The organism is Shewanella sp. SM87 (genome assembly GCF_025653705.1).
Lineage (GTDB): Bacteria > Pseudomonadota > Gammaproteobacteria > Enterobacterales > Shewanellaceae > Shewanella > Shewanella oncorhynchi.
On sequence record NZ_JAKKSC010000004.1, the window covers coordinates 200169 to 225498 of the forward strand.

The window sequence follows — 25330 nt, forward strand, 5'->3', positions numbered from 1 at the left end:
TAAAATCGCTTTTAGCACATAAAAGTCTAAAAAAAGTACTATGAATTTTGCCTCAGATTTTATACTTACATTCTAGCTAGCACTAACTCGCTCGCGGGATGCAAGCGTAAAATAACAAGGATCTGTTATGAACTTCCATCGAAAAGGCTTTAGCCTGATAGAACTTATCACTACGATATCGATTTCAACAATCTTGTTAACAGTTGGAGCTCCTTCCTTGACCGAGCTCAGCGATCAGATAAGAGCTGATACCAATATTAAAACTATCCAGCAGACACTTCAATTTGCGCGAAATACAGCTGTTAGTTATGGTTATAGGGTCACAGTATGCCCACTCGTAAATGGAAAATGCACTCAAGATTGGCAAAAGGGATTAACAATTTTCATTGATACAGGTGTAGTCGAAAGCTTCGATGCTAACGATAAAATTATTAGGGTCATTGATGAATTCGATTCGAAAGATTTTTTAACATACAATAAAAGTTCGATAAAATTTCAACCTGATGGGTTAGCTTCTGGAAGTAATGGTACTTTCAAGTATTGCCCACGAACAATTGATAGCAAAAACTCCCGTGCAATCGTTGTTAATCAGGCGGGTAGAGTTCGCCTTTCTACCGCAAAGAATATCAATTGCGATTAAATTTAAATATATACTCCCTATTTAAATTTAATTATATAAAAGCAAGAAAATCAATTTATTGGGTATATTGAAAATATAGAATAGATACTGATCATTAGAGTCTCCTCGCATATACTTAGCTAAGTTTTAACGAGGATAGCTACATGTTAATTATTTCAAGAGGATTTACCTTAGTCGAACTGATGGTCACAATTGCCGTAGCAGCAATCCTACTAGCCATAGGGGTTCCATCACTTACGTCGCTATACGAAGGGACACGCAGCGCTAATGAAATACGAAAAATTAGTGATGTGTTTGCTTTTGCAAGAAACCAAGCTGTCAACTATGGTGCAACAGTAACAGTCTGCCCATACGCGGCATCACCATGCGGCACAGACTGGAATAAGGGGTTCAGTGTATATATTGACAATGGAGGTGCCAAGAATGTATTGAAAGTGATCGATAGTTTCAATACACACGATGTAATTTCCCTATCAGGGCCCGCCGATAAAAAAATTGATTTTACACCCGATGGTTTAGTCTCAGTTGAAACATCAATTATCTATTGTTCAAATGGGCAAAGTGACAATTCTAAAAGCATCAACATTAGCACTTCAGGTTTAATAAAAGAGGGCGCAGATGGGAAAAGCTGCACATAAACTATGGGAGACTAAATCTACCGTTCACTACCCTAAAATAATATTATCCTTAAATCGTTCGTTGTTAACATTTAAAAATACATGCTGATGTTTATCTAGGTGTTAACTTATCCAAAACTTGCGCCTTAGTATTAGTAAATTCAGCGTTTAATGCGACACACTCCTCAACACTATAGATGTAATATTTCGATCCATCATTTGATTGGCGAGTAGTACCAACAAGGCTAGCCATTCTCACATTCATTTCACTACTCTTCCAATGATAGAAGGCAATCTCAGCACTTTTCTTTGATGTAATGTAGCATTTGAAGTCTTGTTCGCTGACTGTTGCTCCAGAGTCAGCCCAAACTAAGCTTGGTAAGAAAGCCACCGTTATAAAGAGGTTTATTAATTTCATTTCCAACACTCCGCACTCGGACCTTTTGCCCCAGTATCTGATATTGTTAAAGGAGAGCACGAGGCATCACGGCTAGCCTGAACCCCTTGAGCAACTGCCTTAATCGTAAAGCTTGATGCACCACTTGATGATACAGAGTAATGTTTGTGTTCAGTTATATAAGGGTTGCCCCCTACAAGTTTTGTTAAATCAGTAGCATATTTTTTATTATCGAGATAATACTGTTCCTGCAAGTTTGCTATACGCATCAAAGCAGCTAACCCTTCTGATCTTGCACTCTGAGCAATGTACTGCGTATAAGAAGGGTATGCAATCGATGCCAAAATACCAATGATCACGACGGCGATCATCACCTCTATCAGGGTAAAACCTTTAAGTTGAACCTTCATAAATTAATAACTCATTCATTTATATGATAATAAATTTTATTAACACCTAACCCAGAAGCAACGTTGATTGTACCTGTATAATCCCCATTTTCATTTTTCTCACCTTTACCAACTCCAATAATATAGATATAGGGATCTTTACCGGATTCAGGTGCAGGAATAACAATCTGCGGTGTATCCGGTACACGTTCACCCAGTTCATAATATAATTGAGAAAAGGATCTCGTTCCTTTGTGCAGATCGAACGGATATAATTTGCCAGAACCAGACACCAAACACACGTTATCGGCAACCGAGTCTGCAGGGGGAGAATAAGAAGTAAAATAAACTTTGCCTTGGACAATCAAGGCAGCTGTTAAACTCTTTTCACCTAGACCACTAAAATCATAGAACCAGCCGAGTTTTTTACCGAAACTTATGTTGTCGACTTCAGACGCAGGTGCATTAGAAGTCACATCATAGAGATCATTGATTGTGATCGCCTCGGGAACATCACCGCCAGTAAAACTCTTAGTCACCACATTACGATCTTGCAATGTAAAAAACATATCATTGACATTAGTAGATGATGGGTGAGGTCGCGTTCCACTTCCAATCACCACCGCATCATAGGGAACATTTTGATAAGTTTTAGTCGTAGTAGTACCACTCTCTGTTGTCACCTTAACTTCGGATAAATTAGTAAACATCGTTTGTGCTACAACAGGTTCTGCATAAAAACGACGATTATTACTATCAGTACCACCTAAAGAAGCAAATTTAAATGCACTCCAACTCGACTTACTTGCACTTGGAAGATCAATGCGCCAGACATTTGCACCGACATCGGAGGCATAAATCCTATCTGTATACCCATCATTATTACTATCAAGTACGGCGACTGAGTTTGGAATGCTATCCTGAATACCCGAAAGTACTGTTGCACCCGATGCAGAGCCACCAAATGAATGAATCAAAGTTCCCTTCTCTGCATCGACAATATAAACCGCACGACCTACCGGAGAAGATGAAGGAGTTGCATCAAAACTAACATCGTAGCCACCACCAAAAATGAGTACAGGCTTTTCATAACCAACGATTTTCGTCACTATAGGCTCAGACCATGTTTGTCCAAGATCAGAAAAACCATCCGTTGATGGATTAATAGTCCACATTAGAGAAGGGCTATCAGGGTTTGTCACATTGAGGGCATAATAAGACGAGCCACCTCGACGCATCCCCATATAGACCCATGCTTTAATCACTTTACCCTCAGCATCAGTTTCTGTGTAAGCAACTGGAGATGAATCCATTCCGTATACTGTGTGTACACCTGAAGGATCATTACTTCTCAGTTCTGTTAAATTAGGCAATAACTCATAGGGAATAAAGCCCCAAGTCTCTGATACAGATTCGCCCGCATCTTTAAACATATGCACAACACCTTGATTAGTGCCAAGCATGATACGAATATCAGTCGCGCTTTTTGTGCCGAAATTGAGTGCAAGTGGCTTAGAATGAAGAGGATCACCCATAACATCATTACGTTTATCTGTCGTACTACCATCTTTATTATCGTCGTCGACATCTATCCCATTAAGCCAATTTAACGTATTAGCAAGCTCATCTACGCTAGTTCTCATATAGCTAGCTAGCGCAGCATCACCGCCTGCTGCAGTTTGTGCATTAGCAAGTGTTAAAGGCGTTAAACTGGAGGACCCATTTAAGTTACTTACAATATTCCTAACTTCTTGCTTTCTGATTTGTGCCGCGACTCCGCCGACTTCAACTTTATTCCCATCCTTTTGCGCAACACAATCCGACCATATAGTACAGGCACCATCTTTAATATTGCCGTTATCTGCTATAGCTGCATTCCCTTTACTATCAACCAATGTACCATCTGCGGTTACTTTTAATTTTTTTAAATTACCGCTCCAACGAGGTCCTTTGCCTGGAAGAAACATAGCGTAATAAGCGGCATCAAATGTCTGAGTCCTATCAAAATTATTACTAGCAATACTTGGAGATGTAAAACTTGAATCAATATTCAAAATATTTGATAACGCATCATTAAGTGCATTCTGTAGTTCAAGACTGTTCTGAGCAGCAAAATATAAACCACCACCTCTTTTAGCCGTCTCAGCAAGTAAAGGTGCGGCATCTTCTGCACCTTTACTAAAACCAATAGTATAAGTACGAACATTCTGCATTTGTTCAGTATTTGAACTGTCCAATTTGTTAATTAAGTCGTTATTAAACATATAACTAGCTAATGCGGGCAAATAGCTTGCTGTATCTAGATTTTTAGAAAATGAAGAGTAATCCCCTTCTTTACTTCCTGTGGCAGTTAAACTAATAACGTCATTATTCGCATTTTTATCAACTGTTGGAGAGCCATCAGTGACATAGATAACATAAGCAATATCCGTACATACTTTAAATGGACTTGCGTAGTTACCACTCTTCTCCACTAAGCTGTCATACGGTGGTTTATTTCCAACATAAGAGCCATAATCTGTATCACTATGACCATATTTAACGCCCTTACCGGCAAAATAACGGTAAGCTTCATACATAGTCTCACATAGTGGTGTATTTGTTTTTGCCAGCAAATTATCAATAGTAGTTAATAAACTCGCACGCGTACTATCCGTCATCTGAGTAATGCCAGATACAATTCGACCACCGTCTCGATTACCTTCATTTGGATAATTATAATTAAATACAGCAAGTCCAAAATCCACTGTTGGAGTTGAACTAATAATATTAGAAATCGCTTTCTTCGCAATTTCTAGTCTTGAAACTTTTACCGTTGGTAATTTTCCCGCTTTAGATAATCCGTACCATCTTAGGTAATTATCAGTGTACAAGGTAATAGGTTGTCCAACACCAAAGTCAGTATTATTTGCTGCGGCTAAAGCATTGGTCCAAGTTGTTCCTGGTAGTGAGGAAGTAAAATATGGATACGCTTTCTTTTTACTACCTGACCCCGTTGTTACCCCGTTAGCAGGAAATCCATTAGGATATGATGATGAATTACTCGGATTTATTTGAGAAATATCTTCCCAACAATCAATTACTTTTATTGCTGTACCGTTTGTTTCAGGTAGTTCTTTCCAAACACCAGTAGTACCACTTGATGTGAACTCTCTTATATACCCAGTAAAACGACCAAACTCTGCTAATGCAGCTTTGCTTTGACTACATCCATTTAAACTAGCTTTAAAATTACGCTTATCAGAGCTAGTATCAGGGGTGGGTAATCCTCCACCGCCAACAGCATAATAAATAAGAGTATCACTATACCCAGAACCACTTACGGCTGGGTAGTCATAGTTAGGGTCATAATCTACAACCTGAGTAATTTCTTCAGTCGACATACTTCCTGAGTTATCAAATATAACGAGCACTTTAGGTCTTGCGCCCGTTCGAGTTGTTGATTCTTTTATATATAACTCAGTATCGTCACCGAAGGAGAAAGCCGACACAAAAGTCAGCGCAAGTAGTATAGAACAAGCCAGCTTTTTAATAATCATATCTAACTCCCAGTTAAAACTTCTTGCTCCACACCTGCGACAACAGTGAGTTGGCCCAATTTATCTCTACCAAATTCTGCTGTACTACTAATCTCAACACGCCGACAGCTAATTAAATTACCACTATTTGGCCTTGTACTTCGCTGGCATCCAACATCTTTTGCACTAATGACAACATTACCTGCAGCATCAACTTCATAAGGAATTGGCGTTAACGTTTGGTTAGAACCAAATTCAACCACAGATGAAATCTCAGATAGTTTGGCTAAGCTAGCACCTTTATTGGCTTCGATTGCCGCCTCTAAGCCACCATCTGCAACAGACTTAGCCTCTATACGTTCTGATCCTGCTCCAGACATCCGCATAGATTGGGTCGAATTAACAGCCAAAGCGACACCAATAATAGTCATAAGCAACAATATGATAAGTGCAAAAAATAATACAATTCCTTTTTGCTTTTTCATCTTACCAACCTTCTAATTTCTAATTAACACTGGATTAGCAAGCACCATAGTCGTCGAAACTATCTTGCGTCGATAATGATCATTCAAATTTTTAATTTCCTTATCGCCCAGAGTATAAGTAGTTTCATTGGTGTAACTTTTATCTTCATCAATAGCACGAACCAACAAGAAAACCCTTAAGGCAACAAGTCTTTGAAATAATTCGTTGTCCCACATTAATGTGGTTACATTTTCTGCAGGCATAAAACTATCGGCGGTATCATCTCCATTACTATCAAAACCATAAAGAATACGCATATTCTCAATGCCTTCAACTAACTGCTCTTCGTTATTCATGCCATTATTCTTGGTTAATGTTTTTCGGCGTAGAACAGGTACAGAACCATCATTTTTAATAAAATAAATATGATGCTGATATTCCCAAAAACGAGCATTTTCGAGTACTGGATTGGGAGGATTACCGCCTTTAAACATCACAGCTTCACTCGAAGTTGCAGCCATATAAAAACGCTCGCCATTGGGATTAGTCACTGGTGGGCCAACTAATCTTTTAATTTGAATGACATCCGTATTCTGATTCACACCTGATAAGCAACTTAATGTATCCCCACTCTCGCCCTCTTCATATCCCCATAGACGCCTAAAGTGTGCAGGTTCAGCATTAGGTAAAGTACCGTTATTTACGCCTGCACCAATACAATCATTTGCAACACCATCCCTCAAGGTCATATTGGTTCCAAGTACAAAATCAGTTCCCGTTATGTCCCCCATAAAACCCAATTGGCTGATATCTCTTTCCATTAGTGACAAAGCAATTCGTCCATTTTCTTGCAATTGGTTAAACTGGCTCGTTGTGATCACATTGGAAGAAGACATACTAAACATGCCAAAAAGCCCAAGAGTGAGAAATAAGCCAATGACCATAGAGACCATTAGCTCAACCAGCGACATCCCTTTCTCACAGTTTTTTAAATTATCCATACATAGTTAACCTAAATAATCATTGTCGAAAGAATAAAAAGCCGCCTACGCGTACCAATATCTTCTCCACATTCACTCCCAGAATAACTTGTACCCGCGCCCTCTCGGATCCCTCTCCACGCAATTGCGACCGTTACAGTTGAACCATCTACATTAATGCAAGCTGTTGGAGAGTCTAACCCACCAACATTCTGGCTATCCATAACTTCGGCTGCCCCCATAAAACTCTGTTCCCACTGGTAAAGATCCCAAGCTTCAGTCTCTTCTGGAGTACATATACTCACTGCGCCAACAGCAACGTCACAAACATTACCAGGTTTATTAAGAGAGCCTGTATACTCACCAGCGTAATTACCCAGCTGCGCTCTATTCAGCTTCATTCGATTAATTATATCGTTTGCATAATAGGAGGCTTGAGTTTGCTGAAAGGATTCAAAGCTGCCACGCTTTGCAACAATATGCAGATTAAAAATACCAATTAAGCCAATGACTAAGATCACTAATGCAACAAGCACTTCAATTAATGAGAAGCCCCGTTGAAATCCCCTTTGTGTCAACCTTTCGATTTTAGCCATATTTTTGACAAGCTTTTCAGCTATTTACCTTTTAAATCTTAGTATTACGATAAAAATTACTAACAGTTAATAATAGATGAGTAAAATGTAAGTAGCCAGTAACATTAGCACATAAGCATTGACATCATTATGCTTTGAATGAATTTGAGACAATAAAAAAGAGGCTTATAGCCTCTTTTTTATTGTCGATTAAACAGTACACAGATTTAACGTAATTCGGCTGGCACAGCAAAAACAGTGTCTTCTTTACGCCCTTCAACTTCAGTCACAACACTAGGGGCAAGTTTAGCGATTGCTTGAACCACTTGTTGGACTAAGACCTCGGGGGCTGAAGCTCCTGCGGTGACGGCTACACGTGTAACATTATCAAACCAACTAGACTCAACGTCATCTGCAGTATCCACCAGATAAGACTGGGTTCCTGTTTTCAATGCTAGCTCGCGTAAACGATTAGAGTTAGAGCTGTTCTTTGAGCCAACAACAATCAACAAATCAACGTCTGCAGATAAATTGCGTACCGCATCTTGACGATTCTGCGTTGCATAACAAATATCGTCTTTTCGCGGACCTTCTATAGAGGGAAACCTTTTCTGTAACGCAACAATAATGTCCAAAGTATCATCTACAGACAAAGTAGTTTGTGTCACGAAGCAAAGATTATTGGGATCGCGCACTTCCAAAGCTTCAACATCTGCAGGCGATTCAATCAGATAAACGCCACCATTAGGATTATCGTATTGACCCATAGTACCCTCGACTTCAGGGTGCCCTTCATGGCCAATCAGGATGCACTCAATACCTTTGCGGCTGGCACGCGTCACCTGAAGATGTACTTTAGTCACTAAGGGACACGTCGCATCAAAGACTCTCAGCCCTCTAGCCTTTGCTTCTTGTCTCACCGCTTGAGATACACCATGGGCACTGAAGATAACAATGTTGTTATCCGGCACTTGATCTAACTCTTCGACAAAAACCGCACCGCGATCCTTCAGATTCTGCACGACATAGCGGTTATGCACGACTTCATGGCGAACATAGATAGGCGGCGAAAATAATTCCAACGCCCGTTCAACAATACTGATAGCACGATCAACACCCGCACAAAAACCGCGCGGGTTAGCGAGCATAATATTTAAACTTGGGCTAGTAGGATCGAGTTTCATCTTAAAATACCTTTACTACGTCCAGTTCAAAAGTGATCTTGTGTCCTGCCAGAGGATGATTAAGATCGACTGTGATGGAATCACCCGCAACATCACGGACAATACCAGGGATCTCACTACCACCAGGGCCAGCAAAACTCACAATCACGCCAGCCTCTAAACTCATGTCAGCCGGAAAACGGCTTCGATCTAGATAATGGATAGCATCAGGATTGGACTCGCCAAAGGCATCAATCGCTTCAAGCGTGAAACTGTGCTTATCACCTTCAGCAAGCGTCGCCAGCTGCGCCTCAAATGCAGGACTTAAAGTACCATCACCCACATTTAATCGAGCTGGTTTACCCGAGGCTTTAGTGCTATCAGCAGTTGAGCCATCAGCAAGCACAATGTTCATGTGGCATAATAATGAACGTGTCACAGTCACTTTTTAACCCCTTCAGCGCTATCAGCTTCAGACTTATCGCTTACAAATGCATCCCAAATAATCAGCACTGCACCGATACAAATAGCAGCGTCGGCAATATTGAATGCTGGATAATGGCTCTTATTCCAGAAGAAATCGATAAAATCAACCACGAAACCATGCATCAATCGATCGACTAAATTACCTAAAGCACCACCAATCACTAAGGTGTAAGCTAGATTCAGTTTCCACAAAGAAGACGATTGCTTACGCAACCACACAGTTAATAACGTACTGAATCCAATCGCAACAATCGTAAACAGCCAGCGCTGCCAACCTCCAGCTTCACTTAAAAAACTAAAAGCTGCACCATAGTTACGTACATAAGTGAAATTAAAGAAAGGCAATAATTTCACTGATTCATACAAATCAAAATTGGCTAAGACCCATTGCTTAGATAGCTGATCGGCTAAAAACACCAATACAGCTACCCAATACCAACGTAAGCCACTGTCTTTCCAAGTTAATGGCATACAGATCCTTTACGCAAACTGACGAACTTCGCCGTCACCTTCAATATTGGTTACGCAGCGAGTACAAAGTGTCGGGTGAGCCTCAATAGTGCCAACCTCTTCTCTGTGGTGCCAACAACGCTCACATTTCTGTGCAGTACTTGAAGCGACCACTAATTTCAGTGATGCCAACTCAGTCTCAACCGCTTCCAATGTCGCATCAGCTAAAGGCAATACTTTGGCTTCAGAGGTCAACAACACAAATCTTAGCTCATCGCCGATATGGGTTAATTGCTCAGTCAAGGTAGCATCCGCAAACAAGGTCACTTCAGCTTCTAATGAGCCACCGATACGTTTGTCACGACGAGCTTGTTCAATCACTTTATTGACTTCATTACGCACGGTTAGCAACTGCTGCCAATAGTCATCGCTCAAATCAGTCGCTAAGGTGACTGATTTCAAGCCTTGATACCATTCTTGGGTAAAGACATAAGCATCACGCTCGCCAGGCAGTAATTGCCATACTTCGTCAGCAGTGAAGCTTAGAATTGGCGCAATCCAACGCACCATGGCCTCAGAGATCAGATACAGCGCCGATTGACAACTACGGCGCGCATGGCCTTCTTGCTTAGCCGTATATTGGCGGTCTTTAATGATATCCAAATAGAAACTGCCTAACTCAACCGAGCAGAACTGCATCAGTTTTTGAGTCACTATATGGAAGTTATATTGATCATAGGCTTCGATGATTTCCTGTTGCAGCGCAGCGGCACGGCGAACAACCCAACGATCTAACGCCACCATATCTTCAACGGCCACTAAATCCTTAGCGGGCACGAAACCGTTTAAGTTGGCTAATAAGAAACGCGCAGTGTTGCGAATACGACGATAGGCATCGGCACTGCGATTTAAGATTTCGTCTGAAACCGTCATCTCACCGCTGTAATCTGTTGCCGCAACCCATAAACGCAGAATATCGGCGCCTAATTTGTTGGTTACCGTTTGTGGTGCAATCACGTTACCAATAGATTTTGACATCTTACGGCCTTTACCATCGACGGTAAAACCGTGGGTAAGCACTTGCTTATACGGTGCTTTGCCATTCATTGCGGTTGAAATCATCAAAGAAGACATAAACCAACCGCGATGTTGATCGCTACCTTCAAGATACAAGTCAACACCGTGTCCGTGGAATTCAGGACGTGCGGCTACCACTGATGAGAAGGTTGAGCCAGAGTCATACCAAACGTCCAAAGTATCAGTGACTTTACGGTATTGTTCCGCTTCATCACCCAGCAATTCTGCGGCATCAAGATCCCACCAAGCTTGAATACCCTGCTGTTCGATACGATTCGCCACGCGTTCCATTAACGACACGCTATCAGGGTGCAACTCTTCGGTTTCTCGGTTCACAAACAGCGTGATAGGCACACCCCAAGTACGTTGGCGTGAGATACACCAGTCAGGGCGGTTTTCAACCATTTTTTCGATACGACTTTGGCCCCAATCAGGGATCCATTGGGTTTGTTCGATTTCTTTCAATGCTTGCGTGCGTAGACCGTGGTTATCCATAGAGATGAACCACTGCGGTGTCGCGCGGAATATAATTGGTGTTTTGTGGCGCCAGCAATGTGGGTAGCTGTGACGGTAAGCCACGTGATTCAGCAAGGCACCTTTTTCTCTCAGCAAAGCTACGACGTTATCGTTAGCTTTAAAAACATGTTGCCCAGCAAAATACTCGGTATCAGGCTTGTATACACCGTTGTCGCCAACAGGGTTTGCGACTTCTAAACCGTACTTTTGACCAACAACAAAGTCGTCTTGACCATGACCCGGTGCAGTATGAACGATACCGGTACCCGCATCAGTAGTGACGTGATCGCCTAAAATTGCAGGCACATCAAAATCCAAGAAGGGGTGATTAAAGCGGACAAGCTCAAGCGCGGCGCCTTTGGTTGTACCAAGCACAGTATGGCTTTCGATGTTATAGCGAGTAAGGCAAGATTCAACCAAGACTTCAGCTAAAATAAGCGCTTGCGTCACACCGTCTTTTTCGAATTCAACTAAGCTGTAATCCAGCTCAGGACTCAAAGACAAGGCGCGGTTCGCTGGTAGCGTCCATGGCGTGGTCGTCCAAATTACCATAGAGACAGGATGTAAGTAATCGCTTACCCCAAACTTAGCCGCAACAGCTTTACTGTCAGCGGCGACAAACGCCACATCAATAGCGGGTGATGTCTTATCTTCATATTCAACTTCGGCTTCAGCTAAGGCTGAACCACAGTCGGTACACCAATGCACAGGTTTGACGCCTTTATGCAAGTGACCACTCTCAATCACTTTCGATAAAGAACGAACGATATTAGCTTCAGTTGAAAAATCCATCGTTAGGTACGGATTTTGCCAATCACCCAGCACACCTAAACGGATAAAGTCTTCACGTTGACCGTTAACTTGCTCTGCAGCGTATTTACGGCATTCTTCACGGAATTCTGCTGCAGTGATTTTTTGACCTGGCTTACCCACTTTTTGCTCAACTTTCAGCTCAATAGGCAAACCATGGCAATCCCAACCTGGTACATAAGGCGCGTCAAAACCAGACATGGTTTTTGACTTAACAATAATGTCCTTGAGGATTTTATTAACTGAGTGACCAATATGAATACTGCCATTCGCATACGGTGGGCCGTCATGCAAAATGAAGGGAGTACGGCCAATTCGGCTATCACGGATCTGTTGATACAAACCGTCTTTTGTCCAGCGCTCTAACATCTCTGGCTCGCGATTTGCCAAATTACCACGCATCGGAAACTCTGTTTCCGGCAAATTCAAAGTAAATTTATAGTCGCTCATTGATCCTATACCGTTAATTAAACTGATAAATTTCAGCCTGCATCATTACCAAATAAAGCTCTGGCTTCATTTGCATCATTTAAAATCTGTTTTTTTAGCGCATCCAATGAGTCAAAAGGTTGCTCATCTCGGAGTTTAGCTACCAACTCGACTTCAACATGTTTGCCGTAAATGTCACCTTCAAAATCAAAAAGATGCACCTCAAGCTGACACACTTGACCGTTCACTGTCGGGCGAAACCCAATATTGGCGACGCCCTCATAAATATCGCTGTTATCCCAATAACATTTAACCGCAAACACACCGCGTACCGGCACAACATTGCGCTTTAAGGCGATATTCGCGGTGGGAAAACCAATTGTGCGGCCAATTTTTTGCCCATGCGCTACACGGCCACTCAAGGTAAAAGGATGTCCTAATAGGCGTCTCGCCTGTTCAAGATTGCCCTTCGCCAATTGTTCACGCACAGCAGTCGAGCTCACTCTTTGCGAGCCCAGCATAAAACTTTGAGTGCTGACCACAGTAAAGCCATATTGGATACCCGCCTGCACTAGCATTTCAAAATTGCCTTTACGGCCTTGACCAAAACAAAAATCATCACCGACGACGAGGTATTTGACACCCAGTTTGCGGACCAACAATTCTTCAATAAAATGCTCTGCAGGTTGATTAGCAAAAGTGCGATTAAAGTTAACACACACTAACCGCTCAACCCCAAGTTCATCGAGCAAAATGACTTTATCACGTAATAAACTTAAACGAGCCGGCGCGTTGTCGCCGCTAAACAATTCTTGCGGCTGAGGTTCAAACGTCATTAATGTCGATGGCAGCGATAACTGCTTCGCCTTCTGCACTAAGTTAGTAATCACCTGTGCATGACCACGATGGACGCCGTCAAAATTACCTATAGTCAATACACACCCGTGGTGGGATGACAAAATGTTATGTATACCGCGGATTAATTCCATAACGTTAGACAACTGCCAAGCGCAAATCGGCTGATTATATAACAGCTAGCGATGAGAATCAGCAATCAAGCTCCCCGTTTAATTGACCAAGGACGAATTCCGAGCAAAAGCAGACACAATAAGTAACTGACTGCCCCAACTAAAATTAAGCCTATCAAGGCTTTCGCACGATCGAACAAATGCCAATCTAACCAAATTTGTTGTGAAGGCAAAAAGTAATACAAGACTACCACCATCAAGGCTGTAGAGACCACGGCTTTAGCAAAAAACACCATAGTCGGCCTAGAAACACGATAAACGCCAGCTAAATGCAAGCCTCGGTATAGTAATGTGGCGTTTAGCAATGCTGACATCGAAGTCGCAATCGCCAGTCCAACATACCCAAAAGGAATAGCAAACAGCAAGTTAAAGCCCATGTTTGTGATCATGGCAATAATGCCATAACGCACAGGTGTTTTGGTATCTTGACGAGAGTAATAGCCAGGAGCAAGCACCTTAATCAGCATAAAGCTAAGCAAACCACTGCCATAAGCCATCAAACTATAGGAAGCCATTTCAACATCATGCAATGAAAAAGCGCCGCGCATAAATAATACCATCAGCATGGGCTTTGCGAGCACGATCAACCCCATCATAGCCGGTAGACCTAGCAGTAGAATCGCTTTAATCCCCCAATCCATCGTCTTGCCAAAGCCCGCACCTTCGTCATTCACATGGTTTCGTGACAGCGCAGGTAAAATCACAGTAGCAATCGCGATCCCAAACAATCCTAAGGGAAATTCGAGTAAACGGTCGGCATAATAGAGCCAACTTATTGAACCCGTCATCAAAAAACTGGCGATAAATGTATCAAATAGCAGGTTAATCTGTGAGACAGACACGCCAAACAATGCTGGGATCATCAAAGTTCTGATTTTCACCACGCCTGGGTGATGCCAGCCCCAAGAAGGCTTGACGAGCGCATTTTCACGCAATAAAAAGGGAATTTGAAATAGGAACTGAATCAAACCACCACAAAAAACGCCCCAAGCCAAGGTAATCTCAGGCTGGGTCGATGTAGGCGCATAGAAAATAGCCGCCGCAATAATTGCCACATTGAGAAATACGGGTGTAAAAGCCGATACCGCAAAACGGCCTCGGGTATTTAAAATTGAGCCAGCTAATGCCGTAAATGTGATAAACCACAGATAAGGAAAAGTAATTTTAAGCACAACGGTAGCGAGTTCAAATTTAGCACCATCTGGCTCGTTGTTAAGCCAAGCGATAAACCAACCACCACCGAATAAAGCTGACAACACAGGTGATGCAACCACCCCCAAAAGGGTCACTATTGTCACTAACAAACCTAATGTGCCCGCAACTTTACTCAATAAATCACGAGTCTCTTCTGCGGTATGTTTCTCTTGGTACTCAGTTAAAACAGGTACAAACGCCTGTGCAAAAGCCCCTTCAGCAAACAAACGACGTAAAAAATTAGGAATTTTATTTGCAAAGAAAAACACATCAGCACTTGTCCCAGCGCCCATCAAATTAGCAACAACCACATCCCTAACTAGACCTAAAACTCGGGATATCAATGTCATAGCACTAACAATCAGGCCAGATTTTAATAATTTTCTACTCAAACGTCCCCCAGACCCATATCGAATTGATTAGGTGATACATCTCAAAAAATCGATTCAGGCTCTGTCACACTGCGGTAATAGCTGCTAGAATTGCGCCACATATTACACGAGTTGGGTCGAAGATAGCCAAGGCAGGTTGGATTAATTTATCTTTATGATGAATATTCAATCATAGTCATTGACAAAGTGACTAAATGCAGGCATATTCCTCGGCCTTTAAAAGTATCAAATCCAGTTTTTAGGAGTTGCACCTTGGCTAATAGCAAGTCTGCAAAGAAGCGCGCGCTTCAATCTGAAAAGCGTCGTCAGCATAACGCCAGCCGTCGCTCAATGTTACGTACATACGTTAAAAAAGTAATCGCTGCAATTAAAGCAGGCGATCACAAAACAGCAACAGAAGCTTTTGCTGTTGCACAACCAATCGTTGACCGTATGGCGACTAAAGGTCTTATTCACAAGAATAAAGCCGCTCGTCAAAAGGCACGTTTGAACGCTAAGATCAAAGCAATCGCTGCTTAATCTATAACATAGCAAATGAAAAAAACCGGCAATTGCCGGTTTTTTTATATCTGAAAAACACTATTAATGACAATAAATGTTGTTCAATAAGTGAATCATCTCCCGTACTTCATCACTCTTGAGTGAATAAAATACCGTTTGCGCTTCTTTGCGTGTGGTTACTAAATTATCTTTGCGTAACCAAGCAAGATGTTGTGATAGTGCCGATTGACTTAAGCCTAATTTTTTATTCATTTCGCCAACGCACATTTCTCCTTCATTCAATAAATAACAAAGAATAAATAAACGGCGTTCGTTCGCGAGTGCCTTTAATAGCACTACGGCATGATCGGCTCGCTCCTGCATTAATTCAATATTCATTACGCACTTTCTCTCCTAAAACTAACCCCTGCGCTAATATAGCGTCGCCTTACGGATATAGTCGGGACATAAAGCACACTTTTTGCTAGATTGTTTTTAAAAATGGGACATGCTTAATAAAAATAAAGGAAATCTAATGAAGCCCTATCAAACTACACTTCTCTCGAGTCTTTTAATCGGGAGTTTAAGTGCGTGCCAAACTCAAGTAGAAACTGCCCCTAGTGAAGTCATTCAATTACAACAGGCAGCATTATCTTCGCAATTAAGCTATGACTTAGTCGAGTCACTCACGGTTGAAGTGGGTCCAAGACTTGCTGGAAGCCCAAAAGATATCCTCGCCGTTAACTGGGCGATAAATAAACTGACCAGCCTTGGTTTTGACCGTGTTTATAAAGAAGCCGTACAAGTGCCAATTTGGGAGCGCGGTGAAGCCAAAGCCAAAATCACCGTCCCTGTAGAACAGCCGTTGGTCATTACTGCGCTTGGTGGCAGTATTGCGACTCCTGCTGGAGGTATACAAGCTAAAATCGCGCGCTTTGATAGCCTAGAGGCATTACAACAAGCCAAGCCTGAAGAGGTGCAAGGTAAGATTGTTTTTATTGACCAAAAAACAGAGCGCCATATCACTGGTGAAGGTTATGGTAAAAGCGTTGGTGGCCGCTCGAAAGGGGCAGTCGCTGCAGCACAAAAAGGCGCAGTTGCTATCGTGATCCGCTCTATTGGCACAGATCATGACCGCATGGCCCATACTGGCATCATGCGCTACCAAGATGGCGTGCCTAAGATCCCCGCGGCTGCCATGTCAAATCCCGATGCTGATTTGGTTGGTGCATTGCTAAAACGCGATCCTAATGCCCTGCTCGAATTGCATATGTCGCCAAAAAACTTAGGTTTTAATACTTCTTACAATGTCATTGCCGAAGTAACGGGCAGTAGTAAGCCCAATGAAATAGTGCTCATTGGTGCTCATTTAGATTCCTGGGATGAAGGTACTGGCGCGATTGATGATGGCGCTGGTGTCGCCATTGTGACGGCTGCAGCCAAGCATATTCAAGATCTCGTGATAAAACCCGCTCGCACTGTTAGAGTCGTGCTATATGCCGCTGAAGAAGTTGGGCTCGTTGGCGGTAAAGCGTATGCAGAGGCTCATAAAGCGGAATTACCGCTGCACTACATAGCTGCAGAGTCTGATTTTGGGGCCGGTAGAATTTATCAAATCGACACTAAAGTGAATGAGAACATATTCACAGAAGTACAGCAAGCGCTCAGCCCTATGTCATTCAATGGCGTTGCACTGGGCAATAACCAAGCTTCAGGCGGGCCAGACGTGTCTATGCTCCCCGCCTTAGGTGTTCCAGTTGCATCTTTGAGGCAAGATGGCCACGATTATTTTGATTACCATCACACACCGAATGATACCTTAGATAAAATCGACCCTGCCGCATTGGCTCAAAACGTCGCCGCCTACGCACAATTTGCTTATATCATGGCAAATTCAACGGTGACATTAACGCCTTTAGTCACCCAATCTGAAAAATAGGCCATCAATGATATAGAGAACAGCATTAGCTGTTCTCTATCAATTAACATCTTATCGATATTTCGCTATTGCTCTTCACGTAAAAACGTTGGATTTGTTAGGGAACTCTGCTCTTCACTATAATAATAACCAGCAACATTAAATGCTTTTAATTCATCTAAAGTGTTAATTTGATGCGTAATGAGATATCTCGCCATCATGCCTCTAGCACGCTTAGCAAAAAAACTGATCACTTTATATTGACCATTTTTACAATCTTTAAATATGGGTGAAATTAATTGCCCTTGAAGTTTTTTAGGCTTTATTGCTTTGAAATATTCATTAGATGCAAGATTGACAATAATATCACTACTCGTTTCAGCAAGCGTTTCATTTACCGCTTGAGTTAACGTCTCTCCCCAAAACTCATATAGGTTTTTACCTTTAGGATTAGAAAGTGCCGTGCCCATTTCTAAACGATAAGGCATAATTAAATCCAGCGGTCTGAGCAAACCGTAAAGTCCAGATAAAATACGTAGTTGTGACTGAGTTCGAGCAATTTCATCTTCAGACAATGTATCAGCATCAAAGCCAGTATACACATCGCCTCTAAAAGCAAAAATGGCCTGTTTTGCATTATCTAAACTAAAATCTGGCCGCCACTCCCCAAAACGTGCCGCATTTAAACCCGCAATTTTATCGCTCACTTTCATTAAAGTGGCGATGTCTGTAGGGGTCAATTGCCGACACACTTGGATCAACTCCTGACTATAAGTTAAAAAATCAGGTTGTGAATACACCTGCGTCAGTGGCGGCTGTTCAAAATCTAAGGTCTTCGCCGGCGAAACCAATATCAACATCAAAAACTCCCAACAGAAACAAAAATATATGCCTATGATACTGAACGAGCATAAAAAAACCACGCTTTAACAGCGTGGTCTTTTCGATTACAACAATCAGTAATGCCTATTGTCGATGCGCTAGGCTAATTAAAGCTTTTTAGCCGGCACAAGACTGGTATCTTGCCAAATATCATCATCAAGCTGATCCATCAACTCAGGAAATTTACTACGATCGAATTCTGGAGTCTTACCCGCGTTGATCTGTTCGCGATAATCATTAATAACGCGAATTGCCAGACCCGATAATAATAATAGAGCAACAATGTTTACCGTCGCCATCAACCCCATCGAAACGTCAGCCAAGTTCCACACTAAACTTATCTTAGCGACGGCACCAAACATGACCATGCCAAGCACACACAAACGGAATAAAGGCAGTGCTTTGGTACTATTTCCCATTAAATACATCACATTTGTTTCAGCGTATGAGTAATTGGCTATGATGGATGTAAAGCAGAATAAGAAAATAGCCACCGCAATAAATGCGCCACCCCAGTCGCCAACATGTGCAGACATGGCATTAATGGTTAATCGAATCCCATCATCACTCGAGCCAATATCCCCTGATAGCAGGATTATCGCAGCCGTTGCAGTACAGATAACGATAGTATCCGCAAACACACCCATCATCTGCACAAAACCTTGGGATGCTGGATGATTAGGGTTAGGCGATGCACTTGCCGCGACATTCGCCGCACTGCCCATACCCGCTTCGTTCGAGAAAAGTCCACGAGCAATACCCGCTTGCATTGCCTGCGCGACAGTATAAGCCACGCCGCCAGCGGCAGCTTCTTGCCAACCAAAAGCACTTTTCACAATTAAGCTAATAATCGCAGGTAATTGTTCTAGGTTGAAAATAACGATAATGAAGGCTACAAGAATGTAGGCTAAGGCCATAATGGGGACAAGAAATTCAGATACTCGCGCGACTTTACGTAGACCACCGACAATCACAAATCCACTGGCAATAACTAGCCCAATCCCTACATAGGTTGGATTAAAACCAAATACTCGCTCCATGGCACCTGTAATAGTGTTAGCTTGTACTGCATTGAATACTAAACCAAAAGCAATGATCAAAAAGACAGCAAATAAAATGCCCATCCATTTCTGACCCAATCCTTTTTCCATGTAGTAGGAAGGACCACCGCGGAACTGGCCATTATGATCTCGGACTTTATAAACCTGCGCTAAGGTTGATTCAACCATAGCAGTCGCCATACCTAAAATAGCGATAAGCCACATCCAAAATACTGCACCTGGACCCGCAGCACCAATAGCAACAGCAACACCGGCCATATTACCAGCACCGACGCGTGCAGCCATACTTGTACAAAAGACTTGAAATGAAGAAAGACCGCTATCGCAACCTTGCCGACTCATGGTCATAACTTTGATGGAATGTTTAAAGTGGGTTAACTGAATAAAGGCAAGTCTAATGGTGAAATAGAGACCAGCTCCTACTAGTCCATATACTAACAACTTACCCCAAAGTAGCGCATTCAAAAAATTAACTATGGTTTCTAACATATTATTTTACTTCTTCCCGTAGCAAATGCTCCTCTAATTGTAATTAAAGGTACAACATCTGTGGTGAATGAATCCTTCCAAGTTAAAGGTAAGAATTTCGGTAGATTTATTTTTTCAAATTATCCTTCCGTGAATTTACAACATCACGGCTACCGAATTCAACGCAGCAAAATAGCACAGTATTCGAAATTGCTCATGTGATCAAGCTCGCGTTTGCACAGTTAAACGTCATTGATATCACATCTTACAACACTAGCTAAGCTACTGTTAAAGCTAGATTAACAAAAGGGCGAAGTTACGCTATTATTTTTAACAGCAAAAACAACTTTTAAAATTTGGATGCAGGGCACATTTTTGTAATAAAACTACAAATATAGTAACCCCATAGAAACTTCAATCATCTCTTGTTTGTTTTAGTGAGGCTTAACATGACACAAATACATGAAATCAATGCTCTGAAAAAGTATGTCAGAGCGACAAACTTTCTTGCGACCTCGCAAATTTACCTCAAACAAAACGTCTTACATAAACGTCCACTTGCCCATACTGATATCAAGCCACGTTTACTTGGCCATTGGGGTACCTGCCCAGGTATTAACTTTGTCTATGCCAACATTAACCGCTTGATAGTGAAACATAACCGCTCTTTTATCTATTTAGTCGGTCCAGGCCATGGTTTTCCCGCTGTACAAGCAAACTTATTCATTGAAGGCTCTTTAAGTCATTTCTACCCAGAAACTATTCCCTACAATGAAACTGGCATCGAAGATATTTGTAAGAAGTTTTCTGCTGCTTATGGTTATCCTTCACATGCAAACCCTGAAGCACCTGGACAAATTCTTGAAGGTGGCGAATTAGGCTACTCACTCTCAGTAGGCTGGGGAGCAGTATTAGATAATCCAGATCTGATCGCAACCGTCTTAATTGGTGACGGCGAAGCAGAAACGGGACCATTAGCCGCATCTTGGTATGCAAACCGCTTAGTTTCACCAGCGACCAGCGGTGCAGTATTGCCAATTGTGCATATTAACGGCTATAAGATTTCCGGTCCTACCCGCATGGGACGTATGAGCCATGAAGAACTGGATCTTGAATTCCGTGGTCTTGGCTATTTCCCCATCATAGTTGATAACGAATTAGAAGAAGATATCTATGTGCAGATGACAAATGCCATGGATACCGCTTATACCATGATCAATGACATTCAACGTCGAGCACGCAGTGGCGAAGACGTAGTTAAACCAAAATGGCCAGTCATTTTAATGCGCACAGCCAAAGGTTGGACTGGTGTCAGTGAATATAAAGGTAAGAAATTAGAAGGTAACTGCGAATCGCATCAAGTAATCGTCAATAAATGTGCTACTGATAAGGGCCATTTAGATGCACTGGATAATTGGCTTGCCAGTTACGACTTCCAAGAACTCTATCAAATGAATGAAAAAGGCGAACTGATTTTTGATGCCGACATTTGTTCATTAATCCCACCCAAGCAACTTGCCTGTGGCCGTCAACATTTAACCTATGGTGGAGAAGTTGTTAGAGCATTAACCAATCCAGATCTTGAAAAACTCAGCTATGGCCCAGAAGTACCGCGTGGTCAACGTGGCTATTCAATGTTAAAAATGGGCGAATGGATGCGTGATGCATTCAAGTTAAACCGCGACCAACGTAATCTACGTATCTTTAGCCCTGACGAAACCTATTCAAATCAACTACAAGCTGTATTTGAAGAAACCGATCGTGCATGGCAGTGGCCAATTGAGAGTTGGGATGAAGATATGTCCCGTGAAGGTCGAGTCATTGAACTGCTTTCTGAAAACTTACTTTTTGGCATGCTACATGGTTACACAGTAACAGGCCGCCACGGCATGCTACCCACCTACGAAGCATTCTCACAAGTTATCTCATCGATGGCCGATCAGTACTGTAAATATGTCTATGCCAGCCAAGGCGTACATTTCCGTAAGCCACTGCCAGCCTGTAATGTCGTATTATCTTCATTACTTGAGCGCCAAGATCATAATGGCTATTCACATCAAAACCCATCTTTCCTTGGGGCTATGCTGGAGAAACATCCAAAAATAATCTCGGCTTACTTACCCGCAGATGCCAACAGCACATTAGTTTATACAGAGCGAGCCTTCGCTGACCGTGACAAACTCAATATTCTGGTTGCAGGTAAAAAAGAGTTACCACAATGGCTAAGCTTGGAAGAAGCGCGTAAACAAACAAAAGACGGCGTAATGGTGTGGGATTTTGCCTCAGATGAGAATCCCGATATTGTGCTGGCAGGTTGTGGAGATTATGTCACTCAAGAATGTATGGCTTCTCTAGTATTAATCAGAGAACTCCTTCCAAGAGTGAAAATCCGCTTCGTTAGTGTCACTGAATTAAGCAGTGATGGCTTAGGTAGCCGTAAATTTAAAGAAAAACCTTGGTTAATGGACGAAATATTTACTCAAGATAAAGGCGTGGTATTCAACTACCATGGTTACCCAAATACAATCAAAAAGTTAATTTTTGATTACAAAGGCAGCCGTCGCTTCAGAATTAAAGGCTACGAAGAAGAAGGTTCAACAACAACGCCATTTGATATGGGTGTTCGTAACGGTACATCACGCTATCACCTTGTAATTGATATGGCTTACAAGCTGTTCCAACAGGGCGTTATTGATGAAACTATGCACGTCTCTATCACCACTGATATGCTGCAAAGATTAGTTGACCACCGCAACTATATTAAAGCGAATGGTGTAGACCCAGTGGAAATCGAAAATTGGGTATGGACACGCTAATAGAAACATCTAATTAACATTAGATTGTAATTTAAAGGCATTCTTCGGAGTGCCTTTTTTGCATTAAAAATACCAGTTACAGAATGACAACCATTAAAAGGTTGATCTTAATACTGGAAAAAGTTAACAAACCAAGTCATAATTAACCGCTGGCTAAAATATCAAAGGATCCCCACACTAAGTGCTAGCAATGTTTTGCACAAAACCAGCAAAGCATATTGGTGGAGAATCATAATCAATGGACGTAAATAAAATGATGAAGAACACATTAAAAGTAGTATTACTGACATCTCTGCTTCCACTCGCAGCCAGCGCATCTCAGGAACTTACACCTTGGTATGTTGGTGCTGGTTTAGGCGTTAATAACTACGAGCACGTTGCCACTCAGAACGGTGAAGACAGTCCATACGCTTGGGATGTTTTCGCAGGCTACATGTTCAACGATTACTTCGGTGCTGAAATCGGCTTCCGTGATTTAGGTAATGCAGATTGGACTGAAGCAGGTATCAGTAATGATGTCAGCGTTAAAGGTTCAACATTAGGCTTAGTGGGTATTTGGCCTTTGGCTAACCGTTGGAGCTTATCAGCTGAAGCCGGTGTGATGTACTATAGCCTTGAAAACAGCCAAAACTTCAATAACCAATCCACTTCTTACAGTGATTCCGACTTTGCTCCATACTTCGGTGCAGGTGTTGGCTACAACTTCACTGACAACTTGAAGTTACAAGCTAAATATCGCCGTTATGAAGGCTTAGATGACAACGCTGGTGGCAGTGCCGTAGTTCCAGTCAATGCAGATAGCAACTATTGGGGCTTAGAATTAAGCTACCGCTTCGGTTCTGCTGCTGTTGTAGCTCCAGTTGCCGCAGCAGTAGTTGCAGCAGCACCTGTTGATTCGGACAACGATGGCGTTTACGATGACAAAGATCAATGTCCAGCAACACCAGCAACTCACAAAGTTGACTCTGTTGGCTGTACTATCTATGAAAACGTGAAGAACAAAGAAGACGTAGGTTCAATCCAGTTTGCTAACGATTCTGCTGTAGTTAAAAATGTTTACTACAAAGACATCGAAAGATTAGCTAACTATTTGAACAAAAACCCAGCTTTCACTGTTGAAATCGCAGGTCACGCCTCAAATGTAGGTAAACCAGAATACAACATGGAATTGTCTGACAAACGTGCTGACGCCGTTGCCAAGATTCTTATAGAGAAATATGGTATCAGCGGAAGCCGCGTAACTTCTAACGGTTACGGTGTTACTCAGCCATTGGTTGCTGGTGATTCAAAAGAAGCTCACGCTGCGAACCGTCGCATCGAAGCTATCGTGACTACCACAACAAAACAACCTGTTCTGAAGTAATAGTACTTACTGAAGTAAAAAAGTCGCTGCTTGCAGCGACTTTTTGTTTTTGTGGGGTATACACTAGGACAAGCGACGCCCTCTACTGCAGCCAAGATGATAGCCCGTAGCTCGAGCCATACCTTAATAGACATAAAATTGTCATTTTTGTAATTTTTTTACATTCAAGGTTGGAAAAGTTGGCAAAATCGCTTCTAATAGTCATCAGTGAATTCCGAGTTAAAACTGCTACCTGAGAAGGATGTTTTTCATGGCCAATACATTAGAGCAACTCAAGTTATATACCACTATCGTCGCTGACACAGGCGACATCGAAGCGATTAAACGCTACCAACCTGAAGATGCGACCACTAATCCATCACTCATCTTGAAAGCGGCTCAAATTCCTGAATATGAATCCCTTATAGATAACGCTATCGACTGGGCAAAATCACAAAGTACCGATCTCGTGCAGCAACTTGATGATGCCAGCGACAAACTAGCGGTCAATATCGGCGTAGAAATACTGAAACTCGTTCCTGGCCGTATTTCAACTGAAGTTGATGCCCGTTTATCATTCGATAAAGAAAAATCAATCGCTAAAGCCCATAAATTGGTTCGCCTATATAAAGAAGCGGGTGTAGATAAATCACGCATTCTGATCAAACTTGCTTCAACTTGGGAAGGCATTTGTGCCGCTAAAGAACTAGAGCAAGAAGGCATCAACTGCAACTTAACCCTACTATTTAGCTTTGCTCAAGCGCGTGCGTGTGCCGAAGCGGGTGCTTATCTCATTTCTCCTTTTGTAGGCCGCATACTTGATTGGTACAAAAAAGATACAGGTAAAGATTACAATGCCGTAAATGACCCTGGTGTCATTTCAGTTACTGAAATTTATAACTACTACAAACAACACGGTTTTGACACTGTTGTTATGGGTGCAAGTTTCCGTAATATCGGTGAAATTATTGAGCTAGCAGGTTGCGATCGTCTGACCATTGGCCCTTCTCTATTAGAAGAACTGGCTAATTCGCAAGTTGACATCACACCTAAACTGGTTGCAGCAACGACCACTGTCGCTGCAGAACCCCCATTGACTGAAGCACAATTCCGTTGGGACTTTAACCAAGATCCAATGGCGGTTGATAAGCTTGCCGAAGGCATTCGAAACTTTGCGATAGACCAAGGTAAGCTCGAAGTGATGCTCACGGCTAAGCTCGCGAACTAAGTACTCTGG

At 42.2% G+C, this 25330-nt stretch carries 22 protein-coding genes; 7 read left to right on the plus strand and 15 right to left on the minus strand.

The genetic code is table 11. The annotated features are described in order from the left end of the window. Positions 1-127 precede the first annotated feature (127 nt). On the plus strand, positions 128-640 hold the full coding sequence (locus tag L5M11_RS05020) for a GspH/FimT family pseudopilin (RefSeq protein ID WP_263160895.1): 513 nt from the start codon (positions 128-130) through the stop codon (positions 638-640). A 143-nt stretch (positions 641-783) separates the two neighbouring features. After that, positions 784-1278, plus strand: coding sequence for a GspH/FimT family pseudopilin (locus L5M11_RS05025; RefSeq protein WP_028760913.1), 495 nt, complete (start codon positions 784-786; stop codon positions 1276-1278). 91 nt (positions 1279-1369) lie between these two features. Here L5M11_RS05025 and L5M11_RS05030 read toward each other — a convergent pair whose 3' ends face one another. From L5M11_RS05030 to murJ, 12 genes are all read right to left on the minus strand, one after another. Then, on the minus strand, positions 1370-1675 hold the full coding sequence (locus L5M11_RS05030; RefSeq protein ID WP_113941310.1) for a TapY2 family type IVa secretion system protein: 306 nt from the start codon (positions 1673-1675) through the stop codon (positions 1370-1372). Beyond that, a complete protein-coding gene (locus L5M11_RS05035; RefSeq protein ID WP_263160896.1) occupies positions 1672-2064 on the minus strand; it encodes a type IV pilin protein in 393 nt (130 codons plus the stop codon). Before L5M11_RS05035 ends, L5M11_RS05030 begins: the two co-directional genes overlap by 4 nt. A gap of 11 nt (positions 2065-2075) precedes the next feature. After that, the gene (locus L5M11_RS05040) at positions 2076-5582 is read right to left on the minus strand and encodes a pilus assembly protein (RefSeq protein WP_263191547.1); all 3507 of its coding nucleotides are present in this window, start codon (positions 5580-5582) and stop codon (positions 2076-2078) included. Between the two features lie 2 nt (positions 5583-5584). Beyond that, positions 5585-6046, minus strand: a complete 462-nt coding sequence (locus tag L5M11_RS05045; RefSeq protein ID WP_105249936.1) for a PilX N-terminal domain-containing pilus assembly protein — start codon at positions 6044-6046, stop codon at positions 5585-5587. Positions 6047-6058: 12 nt separating this feature from the next. Then, the gene (locus L5M11_RS05050) at positions 6059-7027 is read right to left on the minus strand and encodes a PilW family protein (RefSeq protein ID WP_028760918.1); all 969 of its coding nucleotides are present in this window, start codon (positions 7025-7027) and stop codon (positions 6059-6061) included. An 11-nt stretch (positions 7028-7038) separates the two neighbouring features. Further along, positions 7039-7626: a type IV pilus modification protein PilV gene (pilV, locus tag L5M11_RS05055; protein WP_263191566.1), complete on the minus strand. Its 588-nt coding sequence runs from the start codon at positions 7624-7626 to the stop codon at positions 7039-7041. Between the two features lie 182 nt (positions 7627-7808). Further along, positions 7809-8765 carry a 4-hydroxy-3-methylbut-2-enyl diphosphate reductase gene (gene ispH / locus L5M11_RS05060; protein ID WP_028760920.1) on the minus strand — a complete coding sequence of 319 codons (957 nt, stop codon included), beginning with the start codon at positions 8763-8765 and terminating at the stop codon, positions 7809-7811. Position 8766: 1 nt separating this feature from the next. Continuing rightward, a complete protein-coding gene (gene fkpB, locus L5M11_RS05065) occupies positions 8767-9189 on the minus strand; it encodes an FKBP-type peptidyl-prolyl cis-trans isomerase (RefSeq protein ID WP_263191548.1) in 423 nt (140 codons plus the stop codon). Further along, positions 9186-9701 (minus strand): signal peptidase II, encoded by a 516-nt coding sequence (gene lspA, locus L5M11_RS05070; RefSeq protein WP_131525273.1) that lies wholly within the window; start codon positions 9699-9701, stop codon positions 9186-9188. Before lspA ends, fkpB begins: the two co-directional genes overlap by 4 nt. Positions 9702-9710: 9 nt before the next feature. Beyond that, positions 9711-12533: an isoleucine--tRNA ligase gene (gene ileS / locus L5M11_RS05075; RefSeq protein WP_263191549.1), complete on the minus strand. Its 2823-nt coding sequence runs from the start codon at positions 12531-12533 to the stop codon at positions 9711-9713. A gap of 32 nt (positions 12534-12565) precedes the next feature. Further along, a complete protein-coding gene (gene ribF, locus L5M11_RS05080) occupies positions 12566-13501 on the minus strand; it encodes a bifunctional riboflavin kinase/FAD synthetase (RefSeq protein WP_263185997.1) in 936 nt (311 codons plus the stop codon). A gap of 65 nt (positions 13502-13566) precedes the next feature. Further along, positions 13567-15126, minus strand: a complete 1560-nt coding sequence (gene murJ / locus L5M11_RS05085; protein WP_105249941.1) for a murein biosynthesis integral membrane protein MurJ — start codon at positions 15124-15126, stop codon at positions 13567-13569. A 252-nt stretch (positions 15127-15378) separates the two neighbouring features. Between murJ and rpsT the strand changes: the two genes are divergently transcribed. Then, complete coding sequence (gene rpsT, locus L5M11_RS05090; RefSeq protein ID WP_011790375.1) at positions 15379-15645, plus strand: 30S ribosomal protein S20; 267 nt, start codon at positions 15379-15381, stop codon at positions 15643-15645. A 63-nt stretch (positions 15646-15708) separates the two neighbouring features. Here rpsT and L5M11_RS05095 read toward each other — a convergent pair whose 3' ends face one another. Further along, positions 15709-16005, minus strand: a complete 297-nt coding sequence (locus tag L5M11_RS05095; protein WP_006084975.1) for an ArsR/SmtB family transcription factor — start codon at positions 16003-16005, stop codon at positions 15709-15711. 136 nt (positions 16006-16141) lie between these two features. On the opposite strand from L5M11_RS05095, the gene L5M11_RS05100 reads away from it, so the two are divergent. Then, complete coding sequence (locus L5M11_RS05100) at positions 16142-17545, plus strand: M28 family metallopeptidase (RefSeq protein ID WP_263185995.1); 1404 nt, start codon at positions 16142-16144, stop codon at positions 17543-17545. A gap of 65 nt (positions 17546-17610) precedes the next feature. Here the strand turns inward: L5M11_RS05100 and yaaA are convergent, their stop codons facing one another. Both yaaA and L5M11_RS05110 read right to left on the minus strand, forming a co-directional pair. Then, entirely contained in the window at positions 17611-18384 is a 774-nt protein-coding gene (yaaA, locus tag L5M11_RS05105) for a peroxide stress protein YaaA (protein WP_131525270.1), read from the minus strand. A 129-nt stretch (positions 18385-18513) separates the two neighbouring features. Next, entirely contained in the window at positions 18514-19956 is a 1443-nt protein-coding gene (locus tag L5M11_RS05110; protein WP_113941318.1) for an alanine/glycine:cation symporter family protein, read from the minus strand. A gap of 428 nt (positions 19957-20384) precedes the next feature. Between L5M11_RS05110 and L5M11_RS05115 the strand changes: the two genes are divergently transcribed. From L5M11_RS05115 to tal, 3 genes are all read left to right on the plus strand, one after another. Next, positions 20385-22751, plus strand: coding sequence for a phosphoketolase family protein (locus tag L5M11_RS05115; protein WP_105249944.1), 2367 nt, complete (start codon positions 20385-20387; stop codon positions 22749-22751). A gap of 238 nt (positions 22752-22989) precedes the next feature. After that, complete coding sequence (locus tag L5M11_RS05120; protein WP_263191550.1) at positions 22990-24114, plus strand: OmpA family protein; 1125 nt, start codon at positions 22990-22992, stop codon at positions 24112-24114. Between the two features lie 250 nt (positions 24115-24364). Continuing rightward, entirely contained in the window at positions 24365-25321 is a 957-nt protein-coding gene (gene tal / locus L5M11_RS05125) for a transaldolase (RefSeq protein ID WP_028760931.1), read from the plus strand. The last annotated feature ends 9 nt before the right edge of the window (positions 25322-25330 follow it).